Annotated in this window: 16 protein-coding genes; 14 read left to right on the top strand and 2 right to left on the bottom strand. The window is 42.5% G+C overall.

From position 1 onward, the window contains the following. The first annotated feature begins 19 nt into the window (after nucleotides 1-19). The 11 genes from JOC33_RS01880 (at nucleotide 20) to JOC33_RS01830 (ending at nucleotide 11,954) form a co-directional block, all read left to right on the top strand. A complete protein-coding gene (locus tag JOC33_RS01880; RefSeq protein ID WP_205090424.1) occupies nucleotides 20-883 on the top strand; it encodes a carbohydrate ABC transporter permease in 864 nt (287 codons plus the stop codon). Next, nucleotides 883-1,704 (top strand): carbohydrate ABC transporter permease, encoded by an 822-nt coding sequence (locus JOC33_RS01875; RefSeq protein ID WP_205090422.1) that lies wholly within the window; start codon nucleotides 883-885, stop codon nucleotides 1,702-1,704. Before JOC33_RS01880 ends, JOC33_RS01875 begins: the two co-directional genes overlap by 1 nt. Before the next feature lie 33 nt (nucleotides 1,705-1,737). Beyond that, complete coding sequence (locus JOC33_RS01870; RefSeq protein ID WP_205090420.1) at nucleotides 1,738-3,420, top strand: glycoside hydrolase family 13 protein; 1,683 nt, start codon at nucleotides 1,738-1,740, stop codon at nucleotides 3,418-3,420. 691 nt (nucleotides 3,421-4,111) lie between these two features. Further along, nucleotides 4,112-4,684, top strand: a complete 573-nt coding sequence (locus tag JOC33_RS01865) for a biotin transporter BioY (RefSeq protein ID WP_205090418.1) — start codon at nucleotides 4,112-4,114, stop codon at nucleotides 4,682-4,684. Nucleotides 4,685-4,811: 127 nt separating this feature from the next. Next, nucleotides 4,812-6,302: an AMP-binding protein gene (locus tag JOC33_RS01860; RefSeq protein ID WP_205090416.1), complete on the top strand. Its 1,491-nt coding sequence runs from the start codon at nucleotides 4,812-4,814 to the stop codon at nucleotides 6,300-6,302. Beyond that, nucleotides 6,299-7,441 carry a thiolase family protein gene (locus JOC33_RS01855; RefSeq protein WP_205090414.1) on the top strand — a complete coding sequence of 381 codons (1,143 nt, stop codon included), beginning with the start codon at nucleotides 6,299-6,301 and terminating at the stop codon, nucleotides 7,439-7,441. The genes JOC33_RS01860 and JOC33_RS01855 overlap by 4 nt, the downstream gene beginning before the upstream one ends. Before the next feature lie 4 nt (nucleotides 7,442-7,445). After that, nucleotides 7,446-7,877, top strand: coding sequence for an FAS1-like dehydratase domain-containing protein (locus tag JOC33_RS01850; protein ID WP_205090413.1), 432 nt, complete (start codon nucleotides 7,446-7,448; stop codon nucleotides 7,875-7,877). Between the two features lie 2 nt (nucleotides 7,878-7,879). Next, nucleotides 7,880-8,275: a MaoC/PaaZ C-terminal domain-containing protein gene (locus JOC33_RS01845; RefSeq protein WP_205090411.1), complete on the top strand. Its 396-nt coding sequence runs from the start codon at nucleotides 7,880-7,882 to the stop codon at nucleotides 8,273-8,275. Nucleotide 8,276: 1 nt separating this feature from the next. After that, a complete protein-coding gene (locus JOC33_RS01840; protein ID WP_205090408.1) occupies nucleotides 8,277-9,056 on the top strand; it encodes an SDR family NAD(P)-dependent oxidoreductase in 780 nt (259 codons plus the stop codon). Nucleotides 9,057-9,225: 169 nt separating this feature from the next. Beyond that, nucleotides 9,226-10,653, top strand: coding sequence for a YfcC family protein (locus JOC33_RS01835; RefSeq protein WP_205090405.1), 1,428 nt, complete (start codon nucleotides 9,226-9,228; stop codon nucleotides 10,651-10,653). Between the two features lie 17 nt (nucleotides 10,654-10,670). Next, nucleotides 10,671-11,954, top strand: a complete 1,284-nt coding sequence (locus JOC33_RS01830; RefSeq protein ID WP_205090404.1) for a M20 family metallo-hydrolase — start codon at nucleotides 10,671-10,673, stop codon at nucleotides 11,952-11,954. Nucleotides 11,955-12,000: 46 nt separating this feature from the next. On the opposite strand, the gene JOC33_RS01825 is transcribed toward JOC33_RS01830, so the two are convergent. Beyond that, nucleotides 12,001-12,606 (bottom strand): hypothetical protein, encoded by a 606-nt coding sequence (locus JOC33_RS01825; RefSeq protein ID WP_205090398.1) that lies wholly within the window; start codon nucleotides 12,604-12,606, stop codon nucleotides 12,001-12,003. Between the two features lie 339 nt (nucleotides 12,607-12,945). Between JOC33_RS01825 and JOC33_RS01820 the strand changes: the two genes are divergently transcribed. From JOC33_RS01820 to JOC33_RS01810, 3 genes are all read left to right on the top strand, one after another. Next, nucleotides 12,946-13,878, top strand: coding sequence for an LCP family glycopolymer transferase (locus JOC33_RS01820; RefSeq protein ID WP_205090396.1), 933 nt, complete (start codon nucleotides 12,946-12,948; stop codon nucleotides 13,876-13,878). A 116-nt stretch (nucleotides 13,879-13,994) separates the two neighbouring features. After that, nucleotides 13,995-14,912: an AEC family transporter gene (locus tag JOC33_RS01815; protein ID WP_239533996.1), complete on the top strand. Its 918-nt coding sequence runs from the start codon at nucleotides 13,995-13,997 to the stop codon at nucleotides 14,910-14,912. Nucleotides 14,913-14,999: 87 nt separating this feature from the next. Further along, nucleotides 15,000-15,701 carry a hypothetical protein gene (locus JOC33_RS01810; RefSeq protein ID WP_205090392.1) on the top strand — a complete coding sequence of 234 codons (702 nt, stop codon included), beginning with the start codon at nucleotides 15,000-15,002 and terminating at the stop codon, nucleotides 15,699-15,701. A 74-nt stretch (nucleotides 15,702-15,775) separates the two neighbouring features. On the opposite strand, the gene JOC33_RS01805 is transcribed toward JOC33_RS01810, so the two are convergent. Then, entirely contained in the window at nucleotides 15,776-16,189 is a 414-nt protein-coding gene (locus JOC33_RS01805) for a hypothetical protein (RefSeq protein ID WP_205090390.1), read from the bottom strand. Nucleotides 16,190-16,535: the final 346 nt, after the last annotated feature.

The following is a 16,535-nucleotide window of genomic DNA, read 5'->3' as shown; positions in this document are numbered from 1 at the left end:
ATAGAAAGGAGAACAGGTGATGAAATCGAATAACCGTGCATACTTTTGGATGACCATCCCGGCCCTTATTCTATTCTTCGTCTTTCACACCTATCCAGCACTTCAAGGGATTTTTTACAGTTTCACCGATTGGAGAGGATATGGTGAATGGAGCTTTGTCGGCTTTAAAAATTACCTGAATGTTTTTCAGGATGACCGTGCCTGGCATGCGTATATTTTCACCTTCAAGTTTGCTATCGTTTCAACCATTCTTGTAAATATATTCAGTCTAATGGTTGCCGTGGGATTAAATTCGAAAATCAAGTTTCAGAAAACGCTCCGGGCGGTCTACTTTCTGCCAAATATCTTGAGTATCCTGATAATCGGTTATATTTTCAATTTTATCTTTACGCACTTCATTCCTGACATCGCTGAAAATATCGGCCTGAATGCATTGTCCCAAAATATCCTTGGGGATCCGGACACTGCTTGGGTCGGAATCGTGATAGTCGCTGTGTGGCAGGCAGTAGCTTTTAATACCATTCTTTACTTGGCAGGTCTCGTGACAATACAGGATGACCTCTATGAAGCGGCAAGCATCGATGGAGCTGGCCCATGGAAAAAATTCTGGAAGATCACATTCCCGTTGATTGCCCCATTTTTCACGATCAACATGGTTCTGGCCATGAAGAACTTCCTCATGGTATTTGACCATATCATCGCATTGACAGGCGGTGGCCCCGGCCAATCAACGGAATCGATTTCTTTGCTGATTTACCGTGGCGGTTTTCAGGGCGGGGAATTTGCCTATCAATCTGCTAACGCTGTCATCTACTTTATCATCATTTTGATTGTTTCTATCATTCAGATCCGAATTCTTCAAAAAAGAGAGGTGCAGGCATAATGGGTGGAAAAAAGACGAATTGGCCAGTGACCATATTGTTGATCATCGGCTCCTTGCTTGTTTTGTTTCCGTTATATCTCACCATTACGATTGCATTGAAAACACCCCAGGAAATGGCAGGCAATTTGCTTGCTTTACCTGAAACGTGGCGGTGGCAGAACTTTACAGAAGCCATCCAGCTTACCAACTTTTTCAATGCTTTCACTAACAGCCTGATTATAACAGCCTCGGTCGTTGTTTTGACGCTGTTGACGAATTCCCTTGTTGCCTATGCTATTGCCCGTAATATGCATAAACGGTTCTACAAGTTCTTATTCTACTATTTTGTCAGTGCCATGTTCATTCCATTTCCGATCATCATGCTGCCAATTGTCAAACAGACAAGCAACTGGGGAATGGATAACCTGACTGGACTGATTATGCTATATGTCGTCTATGGTCTCGCATTTAACGTGTTCATTTATGTAGGTTATATCAAATCAATCCCAAAAGAACTAGAAGAAGCGGCTATCATTGATGGTGCGAGCCGCTGGCAGGTATTCTGGCGTGTCATTTTTCCGTTATTGACACCGATGAATGCCACAGTCGGGATTTTGACAACATTATGGGCCTGGAACGACTTTATGCTTCCACTCGTCATATTGAGTGACAGGGACGCAGCGACACTGCCTCTGGTCCAATATATCTTCCAGTCGCAGTTCAGTACGGATTATAACCTGGCATTCGCCTCCTACTTGATGGCACTAGCTCCGATGGTCCTTGTCTATATCTTCGCGCAAAAGTGGATCATCAGTGGTGTCATGAAAGGGTCACTAAAATAAGAATCTCATAAATGATAAAGGAAGGAGAATATTATGAACCGAGCTTGGTGGAAAGAAAGTGTTGTTTATCAGATATATCCGAGAAGCTTCAATGACAGTAATGATGACGGTGTGGGTGATATCCCAGGCATCATCGAAAAATTGGGATACTTGAAAAAGCTGGGGATCGATGTGATTTGGCTGTCCCCGGTTTATGACTCTCCTAATGACGATAATGGATATGACATTCGTGATTACCAGAGTATCATGGATGAATTCGGCACAATGGAGGATATGGAACGGCTGCTTGATGAAGTCCACCGTCATGGCATGAAATTGATTATGGATTTAGTAGTCAATCATACTTCCGATGAGCACAAGTGGTTTGTCGAAGCGAAGCAATCCGAAGAAAATCCGTACAGAGACTATTATATTTGGCGCCCTGGCAAAGACGGAAGAGAACCGACCAACTGGGAGGCGGCTTTCAGTGGCTCTGCTTGGGAGTACAACGAAGCAACAGACGATTATTACTTACATTTATTTTCAAAAAAGCAGCCTGATCTGAATTGGGAAAATCCAAAACTCCGGACTGAGGTTTATGACATGATGAAGTGGTGGCTCGATCGAGGAATAGATGGTTTTCGGATGGATGTCATCAATTTCATTTCCAAAGACCAAAATTATCCAGATGGAGAAGTGGATGCAGGGAAAAGGTATGGCAATGGGGCACCATATTTTATGAATGGACCTAAAATTCATGAATACTTAAAGGAAATGCATGAACAGGTGCTTTCCGGTTACGATGTCATGACCGTTGGTGAAATGCCTGGCGTCACACCAGAGCAAGGGGCATTGTATACTGGGGAAGATCGTGATGAACTGAATATGGTGTTCAATTTCGACCATGTTGATTTGGATTCCGGCCTTGGGGGTAAATGGGATGTGAAACCTTGGTCACTGGTAGAGTTGAAAGATATTTTCACACGCTGGCAGCATCAGCTTGAAGAAAGCGGCTGGAACAGTTTGTACTGGAACAACCACGATCAGCCGCGAATCGTCTCCCGTTTTGGTAACGATTCTGAGGAGTATCGCGTTGTGTCGGCAAAAATGCTGGCAGCCACGCTTCATTTACTGAAGGGCACTCCTTATATTTATCAAGGGGAAGAGCTTGGTATGACCAATGTGAAGTTTCCGAGTATTGAAGATTACAGGGACATCGAAACCCTGAATATGTATAAAGAAAAAGTGGAGCAAGGCGCAGATCCAGATGAACTAATGGAAGCCATTTATGTTAAATCTCGTGATAATGCCCGTACTCCGATGCAGTGGAACGGTAGTGACAATGCAGGTTTCACCAATGGCGATCCATGGCTGGCGGTCAACCCGAATTATTCTTCAATCCATGCAAAGCAAGCATTGGAAGATACTGATTCCGTATTTTATTTCTATCAAAAATTAATTGAGTTAAGGAAAAATCACGATATTATTGTCTACGGAGATTACCAGTTGCTTCTAGGTGATCATCCGAAAATTTATGCTTATTTACGCACGTTGGGGGATGAAAAGCTGCTTGTAGTCAGCAACTTTGCTGAAGAGAATATAGATGTAGAGCTTCCTCAAGAAGTGGAATATGAAACTGTTAATTTATTAATCAACAATTATTACGTCCATCCAGAGGAAGATATAAATTCTATCACATTGCAGCCCTACGAAACCCGTGCTTATCTACTAAAATAAAATATAATAAACCTTCGCTTCAAAATAGACATTGCTATAAAGGGAAGGTTCTGAAAAAGTGTAATCTTTAAAAAAGGTCTGTATGGAGTTTATCTCCACGCAGACCTTTTTGTCTATGTGCAGTTTTTTATACATTAGTGCAAAGAAGCTTTTCGTCGTAGTGAATATTTTATAGTTCCAAGTATAAGAAAAAAAGGAGGGTTTTGGAGAGGTTATCCATCAGCGCCTTCCTCCCTTTAGGTCTTAACGATCTTTTCTATGAAAGAGAATCTCACGGCTAGGCTTTTCTTAATCTGGTAGGGGCAAGTTAGGAAATACTACTTTTATATTGGTCAATGTTTAAATTTATAACGTTATACTGTTATGTCATGGTTGATTCTAAGAGGAGCGAAAGGCGATGACGCCTGCGGGAACACCGCGAGCCGAAGATCCACTCGGTCAAGTGGTTTTCTTGACCAAGAAGGCTTGTGGCCGTGCCCGCGGCAAGCATTCGCCGGCAAGCGATTCGTGAAAATCAACGATAAAATTCAACAGTTTCTTAAGATTATAAAGAGCTCTTTTCGGAGCAATAATCAGGGTACAATGTTTGTGAATATATTGTTAACTATATTATTTTAAGGTTGACGAAATAGACAAAGTTCGCTATTCTGCTAATCATAATACATATCATATTAGAAGTAGGTGTAACTAAATGAAATTACGTTCGATGGTTTATGCTTCCTTATTTGCAGCAATGATTGGGGCTCTGGGGCTGTTTCCGCCGATTGTAACACCATTTACTCCTGTCCCGATAACAGCTCAGACACTTGGACTGATGCTTGCAGGATCTATTTTAGGTGCGAAGCGGGGAGCACTTAGCCTGTTCATTTTTATTTTGTTGATTGCCATCGGTGTACCACTTCTTTCCGGAGGAAGGGGAGGGCTGGGAGTATTTTTTGGACCATCTGGAGGATACATCCTGAGTTACCCGATAGCTGCCTTTATCATCGGTTACTTAGTAGAAAAATGTTGGAATCGTTTGAACGTCTGGTATTTGATGGTTTTTAACTTTATCGGCGGTATACTGTTTGTCTATCTGTGTGGAGTCACGTATCTTTCTTTCATTACAAATACTCCGCTATCAAAGGCTGCCTGGACAGCGCTGATTTATATTCCGGGAGATATTCTTAAAATTGTCATTGCGTCGATGCTTGCTGCCCAAATTAACCGGGTCTACCCATTGATAGGAAAAGACAAACCGGCAGGTCAGACAAAAGCGGCATAGCGGATGATACAGTTATTAAGTTTAAATAATCTTCATTTTGATGAGGTATGATCCCTTTTAACGACATTGAAATACTTAATCGATTGGAACCACCTAATACAGACAAAATGAATGTGAGGGGACGATAATGGGGATTATCGGTGAGCAGATACATGAATTAGCGGCTTTCACGCCAGATCGCATAGCGATACAAGCAGATAACCAGCAACTCACTTATAAACAGCTCCAGCAACAAATAACTGCCTGTCAGCGCCGGATTGCAAATCTTTTTCCAAAATATAAAGGTCTCAAAGTAGGTATTTTGCTTGAAAACAATCCAGATTGGCTGAAACTGTTCATAGCGGTTAGCGATATGGGCGCTATAGCCATTCCTTTTGACCCTAAATGGACGGAGCCACAATTGTTTGATATCTGGAAGGATGCTGAACCAGATCTCGTTGTCTACAGCGAGAAATATATTAATCGCTTTCCTTTTCTGCAAACGGCAAAGTCGATATCATTTTTGGAACTGATTGCTCTTGAGGACCAGCTGAAGGGATTCGAAAAAACTGCAGCTGATAAGGAAGATATATTTTATATCGGCTATACTTCAGGAACTACTGGGAAACCGAAAGGCTATATGCGGACTCATGCTTCCTGGGCGGATTGCTTTTCAGAAGGGGCTAGCATATTTTCGTTATGTGATAAAGACCATCTGTTGGTCCCTGGACCGCTTGTCCACTCCCATTTTTTATATGCAGCAGTTCAAGCGCTTCACATTGGAGCGACACTTCACTTATGCGACTCCTTTGAACCGGAAAAGGTGTGGTGTCAGCTAGAACAAGAGCCGATTACGGTCTTATATATCGTGCCGACTATGTTTGAAGCACTAAAAAGAATAAAACAAGAAGATGAGCTGAAATCATTACATACCATCATTTCTTCTGGTGCCAGTTGGCATAAGCGTTCAAAGCAGGAAGCTGCCCGCATGTTTCCGAATGCATCTATTTTTGAATTTTATGGTGCATCCGAATTAAGTTTCGTCAGCGTGCAAAGAGCCGCTGATTCTCATATTCCTGAAGGAGTAATCGGTGAGTCTTTCCCCAAGGTTGAAATATCGATCAGAAATAAACAGGGCTATGAAGCGGACATTAATGAGGTTGGAACGATTTATGTGAAAAGTCCCTGGACGTTTGCCGGATATAAGAATCTTCCTGAAAAAGACTCAGAAGTTTTTGATGGGGAATGGGCGACAGTGGGCGATCTCGCTTACCGATCAAGTGAAGGGCAGATGGTGCTTATCGGTCGGAATAAAAATATGATCATCAGTGGCGGACTTAATATTTACCCGGAAGAAGTCGAACAGGTGATCAACCGGCACTCCGAAATTGAGGAGGTCATTGTCCTTGGATTGCCTGATACATATTGGGGAGAGCAAGTGACAGCAGTCTATAAGCAGCGAAGCCCCGTATCCGTGAGGGTGCTGGAACAACTTTGCAAGAAATACCTGCCAAGGTACAAGTGTCCAAAGAAATGGATATACGTTGATGACTTCTTTTATACTGCCAGCGGGAAAGTTGCCCGTAAACAAATGAAGGAGTGGGTAGAAGCTATGAAAATTCAGGGGAAAGTGAGATGAACGAAGCAGTTATCACAGCGGTGAAACGGACTGCAATTGGAAAAATCGGAGGACAGTTTGCCCACCTGCCTCCAGAAAAATTAGTCGCTCCGCTAATTAGACACTTAGTCCGCGAATTTGACATTGATGGACATTCCGTAGACGATGTCGTTCTTGGCAATGTGGTTGGCCCAGGCGGAAATATTGCCCGACTTTCCGCACTGGAAGCAGGGCTTCCTATAACTGTCCCAGGTGTAACGGTCGATCGCCAATGTGGTTCGGGCTTAGAGGCTATTAACCAGGCGGCACGTCTTGTCCAGGCTGGAGCTGGGGAAATTTATATTGCAGGGGGAGTGGAAAGTACGAGCCGGGCACCATGGAAGGTTGAAAAGCCCTCTTCCTTGTTCGACAAGAATGGACCTGCTGTTTTTACAAGGGCAAGGTTTTCGCCTGAATCGATCGGAGATCCGGACATGTGTGCTGCTGCGGAAAATGTTGCAGAAGCTTACCAGGTGACACGAGAAGAGCAGGATGCCTATGCGTTCCAAAGCCATCAAAAGACAACCAAAGCCCGGCAGGAAGGGGTTTTTGAAAGCGAAATCCTGCCTATAGAAGGTGTAGCACAAGATGAATGTCCGCGACCGGATACTTCGATGGAAAAGCTGTCCCTTTTATCTCCCGTGTTTCGCGAAGGTGGGACAGTCACAGCTGGAAATGCCTGCCCCATGAATGACGGAGCAGCTGTAGTATTGGTTATGGGCTTAGAAAAATGTCTTGCACTAAAGTTGAAACCACTGGCCAGATTTGTCGATGCTGTTGCGGCGGGCGTTGATCCTAATTTACTTGGAACCGGGCCAGTACCTGCTGTAAAAAAGTTGTTCGAAAGGCAGCGTATTCAGGAAAAAGATATCGATATCGTCGAATTTAATGAAGCATTCGCTTCCCAGGTTATTGCCTCTGTGAAAAAGTTAGATATTGCATATGAAAAGGTGAACATATCAGGAGGTGCCCTAGCTCTGGGACATCCATACGGTGCTTCTGGTGCTATTCTGGTTGCTCGCCTGGTCAGGGAACTGGAACGAAACCAATCAGAACGTGGTCTGGCAACGCTTGGCATAGGTGGCGGACTTGGCCTTGCTACTTTGCTGGAAAGGCTGTAAGCACATGATTGATAATAAATGGCAGGGAACTGAGCTAAATGCTAAAACCATTCTTTTCACTCAAAAAGAAGCAGCCCAATTTGCTGAAGCTGTCCAATTGAAGGATGACGTCTATTTCAGCTATGAAGCTGCCTTGGCAGAGGGGTATGAAAATATTCCCTTGCCTGCTACTATGCCAGTCACTTTTTGGAGGGTGTTTGATATCCCATGGCTTTATAATATGGATGGGATAATCCATACCCGACAGCGTTTTTACTACAGGCGGCCACTTATAGCCGATAGGGCATATGAATGCAAGCTGGTACTGGACAAGATGGCAATAAAACATATATCAATAGGACGCGTACAGTTTTTAGATCACACATTAACCATCTCTTTTCACGAGGAGATACATGCCATTGCAGAAACGACATTGATGATCAAAGGGGATAATTAAGAGTGGCGAGAAATCGAGAGAACACCGTTTTTCCCATGTTTGAAATTGGTCCTATCACTAAAACAGAAATAAAGAAATTCGCAGAAGCATCCCAGGATTGGAATTCCATTCATTTGGATGAAAAGGAAGCAAAGGCTGCAGGGTTTCCGGCAGAAGTCATTCACGGAATGTGGACAATGGGAGTAATGACGGCTGCTGTTACAAATTGGCTAGGTAAGCACGTGGAAGTCCACGAATTCGTTACCACTTTTTCCAGGCCGCTTTTTAAAGGTGATACAGTTAGAGTAGGTGGAAAAGTCTTACAAGCACCAGCTGAATCCATCACAATTGAACTGTTTGTCAAAAATCAGGACGATGTTCAGGTAAGTCACGGTAAAGTAACAGTACGGGGGGATTAACATGAATAAACTGCAGGACGAAGTGGTGATTGTGACAGGCTCAACGCGTGGAATTGGCAGAAGTACCGCACTGGCTTTGGCTGAAGCGGGAGCTTCCGTGGTAGTTAATGGAAGATCCTCCACAAACGTAGAAAAAGTTATCAGCGAGATCGAACAAACAGGCGGACGGGGTGTCGGTGTGGCGGGATCTGTGACGGAAACAGACATGGGAGAACGATTGACTGCTGCTGCAGTTGATAATTTTGGTGATGTAACTGGTATCATCAATAATGCCGGTGTTACCCGTGATCAGATCGCCCATCGGATGGGTCTGAGAGATTTTCAGGAAGTGATCGATACCCATGTAACAGGAACTTTCATCTGCAGTCAGCCGGTTATTCGATACTTTAAAGAAACGAAAAGGCAAGGGTTCCTCCTGCAAATGACTTCATTGGCAGGGCTGGTAGGAAATATCGGCCAGGTTAATTACAGTGCTGCTAAGGCTGCGATTCTGGGGATGACCTGGACACTAGCCAAGGAATTGAAGCGAGATGGTATAAAGGTGAATGCACTTGCACCAGCAGCTCTGACAGATATGACCAGACCCCATATCGAAAAAGCAAAAAAGGAAGCCGCAACTGAAGAAGAAGCTGCATACTGGGATGTGGGTTCTTCTGAACAAGTTGCCCAATTTATTGTCGATTACATAGTAGATCGGAATATTCATCAGACAGGTGAAATATATGCAGTCAACAAAAAGGAGCGTGGCCGCTGGTTACCGCCATCTTATGAAATGCTATAATAAATCTCCATTTCTCAGGAACAACCATTGTTGGCGGTTCCTGAGATTTTTTTATGAAAATTCATGAATTTGAATAGATTGCTTGCAATTGGTGTTATTTATTTTAGTATGTAAGTAAAGGAGATGCACTATTATGTATAATTATAAAAAATGAAATAGGAGGGAACACATGAAAAACAAGCAAGATCCCCAGGTAGATGGAAGAGAAAAGCCAAGGGAAAAGGTCCCCCATATTTATGTCATCTTGTTTGGAATGATTCTGCTTGGTTCAATTGCTACTTATCTTGTACCTGCCGGGCAATTTGAAAGGGTGAAAAATGAGAGCGGGGCAGCAATATTACAGCCAGGGACATTCGAATACATCGCTTCCTCGCCGATTGGATGGATGGAATTCATGCTTTCCATCCCGATGGGTTTGATCCAGTCCGCTGAAATCATTTTTGGGATCATCATGATTGGAGGCATGTTTGCTGTCATCGAACGGACAGGGGTAATTGACATAGGGGTAAATAAGCTGGCACATACATTTTCCAATAAGGGATTATGGATTATTCCGACCCTGATGGTTCCTTTTTCCCTATTTACGACTATTACCGGTCAGGTTGAATTGAGCCTCGTCTATTTGCCTGCAATTCTACCGCTTATCTTAAAGTTGGGTTTCGACAAAATTACAGCTGGCGGTATCGTACTCGTTTCAACCATAGCAGGGTTTGCCATAGCATTGACGGTACCTGCTAACTTGGGGACAGCGCAGGAAATTGCAGAACTCCCTTTTTATTCAGGAATCGGATACAGGGCAGTCATTTTAGTTGTAATTTTAATAGTTGGTATTTTGTATGTATGGCGTTATGGAAAAAAAGTAAAGGAAAATCCTGAGCAAAGCATTGTTTATGAAGAAAGTTCTGAGGAAACGCCAACCCACCTGGAGGACAATACGGCAAGTAAGGCTTCCACCAGGCAGGTGCTTGCCTCGATCACACTACTCATTTTCTTTGGGATACTTATTTTTGGATTGGTGAATTATGGCTGGTATTTCAGAGAACTTACAGGGCTATACGCTATCATCGGGGTCGTTACCGGTTTAGTAGCAGGGTTAAGGTCGAGCGAAATTGCTGAATCATTTAATGAAGGTTTTAAAAAGATCCTCTTAGGCGCTATGGTAGTCGGTATCGCCCGAGCTGTTGCGGTAGTGCTAGAAGAAGGACAGATTATGGATACAATCATCTACGCTTTTGGAGAGATGGTAAGTGTTATTCCAGATTCGATGACTGCTGTATTCATGATGATCGTCCAAGGTTTATTGAATTTCTTAATTCCATCAGGTAGTGGACAGGCAATGGTTTCCATGCCGATTATGACAGGTCTGGCAGATTTATCAGGGGTAACCAGGCAGACGGCTGTATTAGCTTTTTTAATGGGAGACGGTTTTTCGAACATATTCTACCCAACGTCCGGCTATTTTATGGCCACACTTGCAATGGGCGGCATCCGCTGGGAAAAGTGGATCAAGTTTATTTGGCCGTTACTTATCATCTGGTACAGCTTATGTGTCGTATTTTTAATTATTGCCCAGTTGATCAACTATGGACCAATGTGAAAAGGGGTGGTGAAAATATGAACGACTTAGAAAGTCGATTGATTCAAAATTATAATTATTCTTTAGACTATGCTGGTGTAAAGGGCAGCCGTTTAGCGAAGCGTTTTGGACTTATTTCAGAAATTGGACAAACCCCGGAGGGCGGTTCGAGACGCCTGGGGTATTCGAGAGAGGAAAGACAAGCAAAAGAACTGGTCAAAAAGTGGATGCGTGAAGCAGGACTGAGTGTCAGGGAAGATGAAGCAGGTAATGTATTTGGCAGAATGGAAGGCAGGCATACCCAACATGCTTCTATTTTATCTGGTTCTCACCTCGATACGGTACCGAATGGGGGCCACTTTGATGGTGTGCTCGGTGTACTGGCAGCTTTAGAGGTCGCTGAGTCGTGGAAGCAAATCGGATTTCAGCCTGACATTCCATATGAAATCGTCATTTTTTCCGACGAAGAGGGTTCAAGATTCAATACTGGCTTGACTGGCAGTAAAGCGGTAGTCGGTGATCTCGATTGGGAAATGCTCTCCTCTTTATCTGATCTTGAAGGAACTTCTTTTGAAAAAGTATTGGAGCAGGATGGTCTGGATTTCACAAAGCTAGCTGCCACAAAGTGGGATTTTGAAAGTATTCATGCATTTATAGAAGTCCATATCGAGCAGGGAAAGCAATTGGAAAAAGGGAATCAGCCTGTAGGAATAGTATCAGGTATCGCAGGGCCATGCTGGCTGAAATTCATTTTCGAAGGAGTTGCCGGTCATGCAGGAAATACACCGATGGACGACCGTCAGGATGCATTATTGGCAGCAAGTAAATTCATTCTTGAAGTGAATTCGCTCCCTGAACAGGTAAGTGAATCAGCTGTTGCAACAGTTGGAAAGCTTGAAGTTGACCCGAATGGAGTAAATGTCATCCCGGGGAGGGTTGAGCTGCACGTAGACATCCGTGATATAAAGGAGGATACACGGGATTTGCTTATAGAAAAGACTAAAGCCCGTGCTGCAAATATTGCAAACCATTATAGCGTGAAAGTCGAAAGTGCCATAACACACCGAGTGGCACCAGTACCGGTCAATGAGAGACTAAAAGAAAAATTGATGACAGCAGCTGGGCAAAATGGGCTGGAACAGAAGCTCCTTCCCAGTGGGGCGGGCCATGATGCTATGATTATAGGCCGTTATGTACCAATGGGAATGTTGTTTGTAAGAAGTGCGAATGGAACGAGCCATAACCCGAAAGAATGGTCTTCATTAAATGATTGTGTAACCGCTGTCCATGTCCTTAAACAGTCTATTGAAAGCATGCAATAATTAATCCCCCAGATGGTATCCATATGGAGATGCCTTTGGGGGATTATTAAAATTCAGCTGCAACTTTATTGGTGATTGCTGTCACTAATGATTTCTTTGTATCCTGGTATTCCTGTTTCAATTCATCTGCAAGTCTTTTATCATAATCTTGGGCAGATAGTTCGGATTGTAGCGACTGATACAAATCCTTAAAAGCCTTGTCTGTAACCTTCTCCAAGTCTTTTGCAGCCTGGGTATACTTCTGATAAAAATATCCGTATGAAATCTCTTCACTATTGTCTATTTTTTCGTCGTACTCCTTCTGAGCCTGTGCAATTAGTTGTTCTGTCCGTTCGTATACCTCTTGTTTCAGCTCTTCCAGCTTTGGTCGGTAAGAATCAATGATCGCGGAGGCTGATTCCTCGTTTTGCTTACTTGCCAAGTTATATCCTTTCCCTCTTTCTTTGGGGATAGAGGCTTCTTCGATTGGACGAAATTCCTCCTCAGCTTTACTGTGTTCTGTCGACAGTTCGTATTCTTCCTTGACGATTTCACTTACCTGTTTGTCATAAATATCATGAGAATGGAACAATGATAAGTACGTCAGTGCCATACCAGCACATAGTAAAGGAAGGGTTATCACGAAAGAAAAAATCAATCTCGCAAGTCTCATCTACTCTCCTCCTTCTATAGGAATGTCACTAAGTCTTGAATAATGAAAAAACAATATGTTATCTCTATAAAAGACAACAGTCTAAGTAGTACAAGTATTGCTTGAATAGACCAAATACAAACCTGTAAGGCTGCACCTTTTAAAAAATTGACGTTTTTATAAAGTCGAAGAGATTGATCCAGTCTTCTAAGGCGTGAAAACGAAAGAGGGGTCCAACTTTTCACTTGGACCTCGAGCCAAGTAAAAAGTTGGAATATAGTCCTGCTTATCCTCTATACAATATTCTACAAATTCCGTATAATAGAAAAGAAGTTTTATTACTTATAATGAGGTGGACCTATGAGTCGCAAAGAACAAAAAATGAAGCAGCGAAAAAAGGGGAGATGGTGGAAAATAACCCTTTTAGTTATTGCGCTTCTTATTGTTGGTGGAGGAGCGTACGCTTACTCGATCTTCCATAATGTCAAGAGTACGGTTGATAATAAACTTCATAATCCTGTTTCTTCTATAGATACAGAACTGACCAAGAAAAAAATTGAGAAAAAGAAGCCTCTCAATATTCTGCTGCTCGGTGTCGATGAACGGGAAGACGACCGAGGCCGTTCAGATACGATGATCGTGCTGACACTGGACCCGAACAATGACCGGATGCAAATGGTAAGTATCCCGCGAGATACCCGTACCAAAATTATAGGGAAAGGGTTTTCGGATAAAATCAACCATTCTTATGCATTTGGCGGGAGTGAAATGAGTGTCAAGACTGTCGAAAGCTTTCTTGATATTGAGCTTGATTATTATGTCCGCATGAATATGGAAGGATTAGCTCAGCTTGTAAGTGCGGTCGGGGGAGTGACCGTCAATAATGATCTTGCTTTTACGAATGGAAGCTATGAATTTCCAAAAGGCGAATTGCACCTGGGCGGTCAGGAAGCATTGGCATTTGTACGAATGCGTAAACAGGATCCTCAGGGGGATGCTGGTCGTAATGAGCGGCAGCGCCAAGTGATTGAAGGGATCATTGAAAAAGGTGCAAGTTTTGGCGGAGTTAATAAAATCGGTGACATTATGGATGTACTTGGGAACAATGTGAGTACAAACATGAATTTTGCTGCTATGCGTATGCTGGCAACTGATTACCGTAGTGCTCGGAAAAATACAGAAACCTATCAAATGAAGGGCAATGGTACAAGAATAGATGGTATTTATTACCTGCAGGTTCCTGATCAGGAAGTACAGAAAGTGCATCAAATGATAAAGGAGTACAATTCTTAAGTTTCTAAGAAATGCCGGACAGGCTGACATTTGTTCGGCATTTTTTTCGCATCGGTGAAAACCAGCCTTAGATTCCTTAAGTAGTCATCAGTATGGAAGGAGGATATAGGTTGGGTATGTTTTTCAGCATTTTACTTTCAAATATAATCCCTATATTTTTAATAGTTCTCACAGGAATATTGATCCAAAAAAAGTATCAATTTGAGGTCAAAGTTTTCTCGAAATTATTATTTGTGGTATTTATTCCAGTCCTTGTTTTCAAAAGTCTGTATGGCATCAATATTGCCTACCGGCTGATCGGGGACACGATTTTATTTTTAATGATTTTCACAGGTGTTTTGATGGTACTTTCCTATTTATTTGTCAAAGCTCGCCATCTGAATAATCGAAGGGCATCGACAGTTACAAACAGTATTGTTTTCTACAATTGTGCAAATTTCGGCCTGCCGCTGATCATGCTGGTATTCCCGGATGATTCCCAGGCACTCTCAATTCAGGTTATCGTTGTCATGGTGCAGACATTACTCATGTTTACCTTTGGTATTGCTACTGCGAATGCCGGACTATTATCGAAGAAGGAATTTTTTAGTGAGTTAAGCAAGGTGCCGGTGATCTATGCTATTATACTGGCTGTTATCATCAGGCTTACGGGTATCACAATTCCTGAACCGCTCCTTACTCCTATCAATTATATTTCCAATGGGTATGTGCCTGTTGCCTTGCTCGTATTAGGCTTTCAATTAGCTATGATCGATTGGAAAATTAAAATCAACCAGGTCCTTTTTACGAACTTGATGCGTCTGGCATTAGCCCCCGTGCTCGCATTTTTAATTGTCTGGATTTTAGGAATTTCCGGTACGATGGCACAAGTTCTTATTATATCCAGTGCAGTACCGACCGCAGTAAATGTTGTGATGCTTGCAATTGAATATGACAATGAACCGGAGTTTTCATCCCAGGTTGTACTTTCCTCTACGATATTAAGTGCCATATCACTGCCGATTATTATTTCTATAGTAAAAACAATGATTTAAACAAAGTGATGACTCTGCCGAAATAAGGAGTAGGAAAAAAACAGGCAGCTCAGCTTGACAGGAATGAATGGAATGGAGCTGAAGTAAATGGATGTAAACAAGGAAGCTGTCGCTATCACAGCAACTGTGTTTTTAGTATTGGGATTGGCGGTCAGTGGTTTTTTCATTGTGAAAAGCATTAAGAGCGGTAAGACAATACTTACCGCCAAGGCAGAGTATTCGTATGCAATGGAGGCTGAGGAGCACGCCATCAAACCATATCCGATCAATAAAACATCAGAGGAAAAGGTGATGGAAGTCAGCCCCCGCAGAGAAGGTGAGCAGGAAGAAGTAATAACAGAGGAAACGGAAGAAGTTATGGAACCTAGTTTGGATGAGCATGAAAACGAAGCTATCGATTATGAGTCCGATCCAGTGGATACGGATGAATCAGATCATTACCATCCACCTTCTTCTTCCAACTGGGAAGATACTGTCAGGAATCCAACATCGCCACCAAAAGAGGAAGAAGAGAAAACTGGAAAAAACTCCAGTGAGAACCCAACAAGTCCTGAGCCCGCTGAGCCAGAAGAGAGTGATGGCGAGGAAACCCCGGCTCCTTCAGAAGAAGAAGCACCAAATGAAGGTTCAAATCAAGAAAATGAAAATCCTGAAGACGATCCCACTTCTGAAGAAGGCAATCAAGAAGAGGAAGAAGTTCCCGAACAGCCTGCCGATGATGAAGGCGATACAGAAAAAGAAGAACCAAAAGAATCAGCACCTGATCCAGAAGAACCTCAACAGCCGTGAAAGAACTTTATACTTTCGGAACGTAAAAAGGAAACCCGAACGCAAATTGTTCAGGTTTCCTTTTTTGTGCAGTATTATTGATCGTTGCTCTTAATTTGTATGGTCAGATCTTTGACACCAAGCACCCGTGCTGCTTCAATCATGTTACGAGCTTTCACTTCCGCATCCTCTATTGGGATATTAGCGTTGGTGATTTGAAAGGAAGAAGAACTTTCACTTTCTGTTGAGTCCTTGGGATTCGAATTGGATGGGTCAATCAGCAATGTCTTTTGCTTATCTTCTGATACTACATTGGAAGTTGCTGATGTATAAGCTTCCCGCACACCCGTTTTGTACCTTTTCCCTCTGATTTTACGTCCATGATACACGACATTGGAATAAGGGCAGCCTGTTTCAGCAGCAATCTGGCGGTAGTTTTTGTCTGTTTCATCGAGAAGTTGTTTGACTTGGTCTAGATTGTAATCATATTTTTTGTTTCCTTTTGCCATTTGGATGCTCCTTTTTTTAAAAATAATAAGTACTATCTTATCATAAACGAATGTGTTTTATTTGTCATATTAAAAATTTCGACAATTAATACCGATTATTTTTGTATTTATGTAGAACTTTTCAAAAAAATGCGGCTTGATTTATTTGAAAAATAAATATGACATCTATCCTATTTTGTACTTCAAGATAGTTTAACTTCGATAAATGATTAAAATGTAAGTAAAACTAAGGCTTCCCCATAAGGACTTGGCGACAAATCAAGTTTTTCTGATAAAGATCATTGAAACACTTCCAAGGAGTTTGTCACCGGCCGATAGATTTCTTCCCTAATTTTTATGTTCTGCC

It is taken from the genome of Thalassobacillus pellis (genome assembly GCF_016908295.1).
In the GTDB taxonomy this organism is placed as follows: domain Bacteria; phylum Bacillota; class Bacilli; order Bacillales; family Halobacillaceae; genus Thalassobacillus; species Thalassobacillus pellis.
This window is presented reverse-complemented; position numbering and strand designations above follow the sequence as displayed.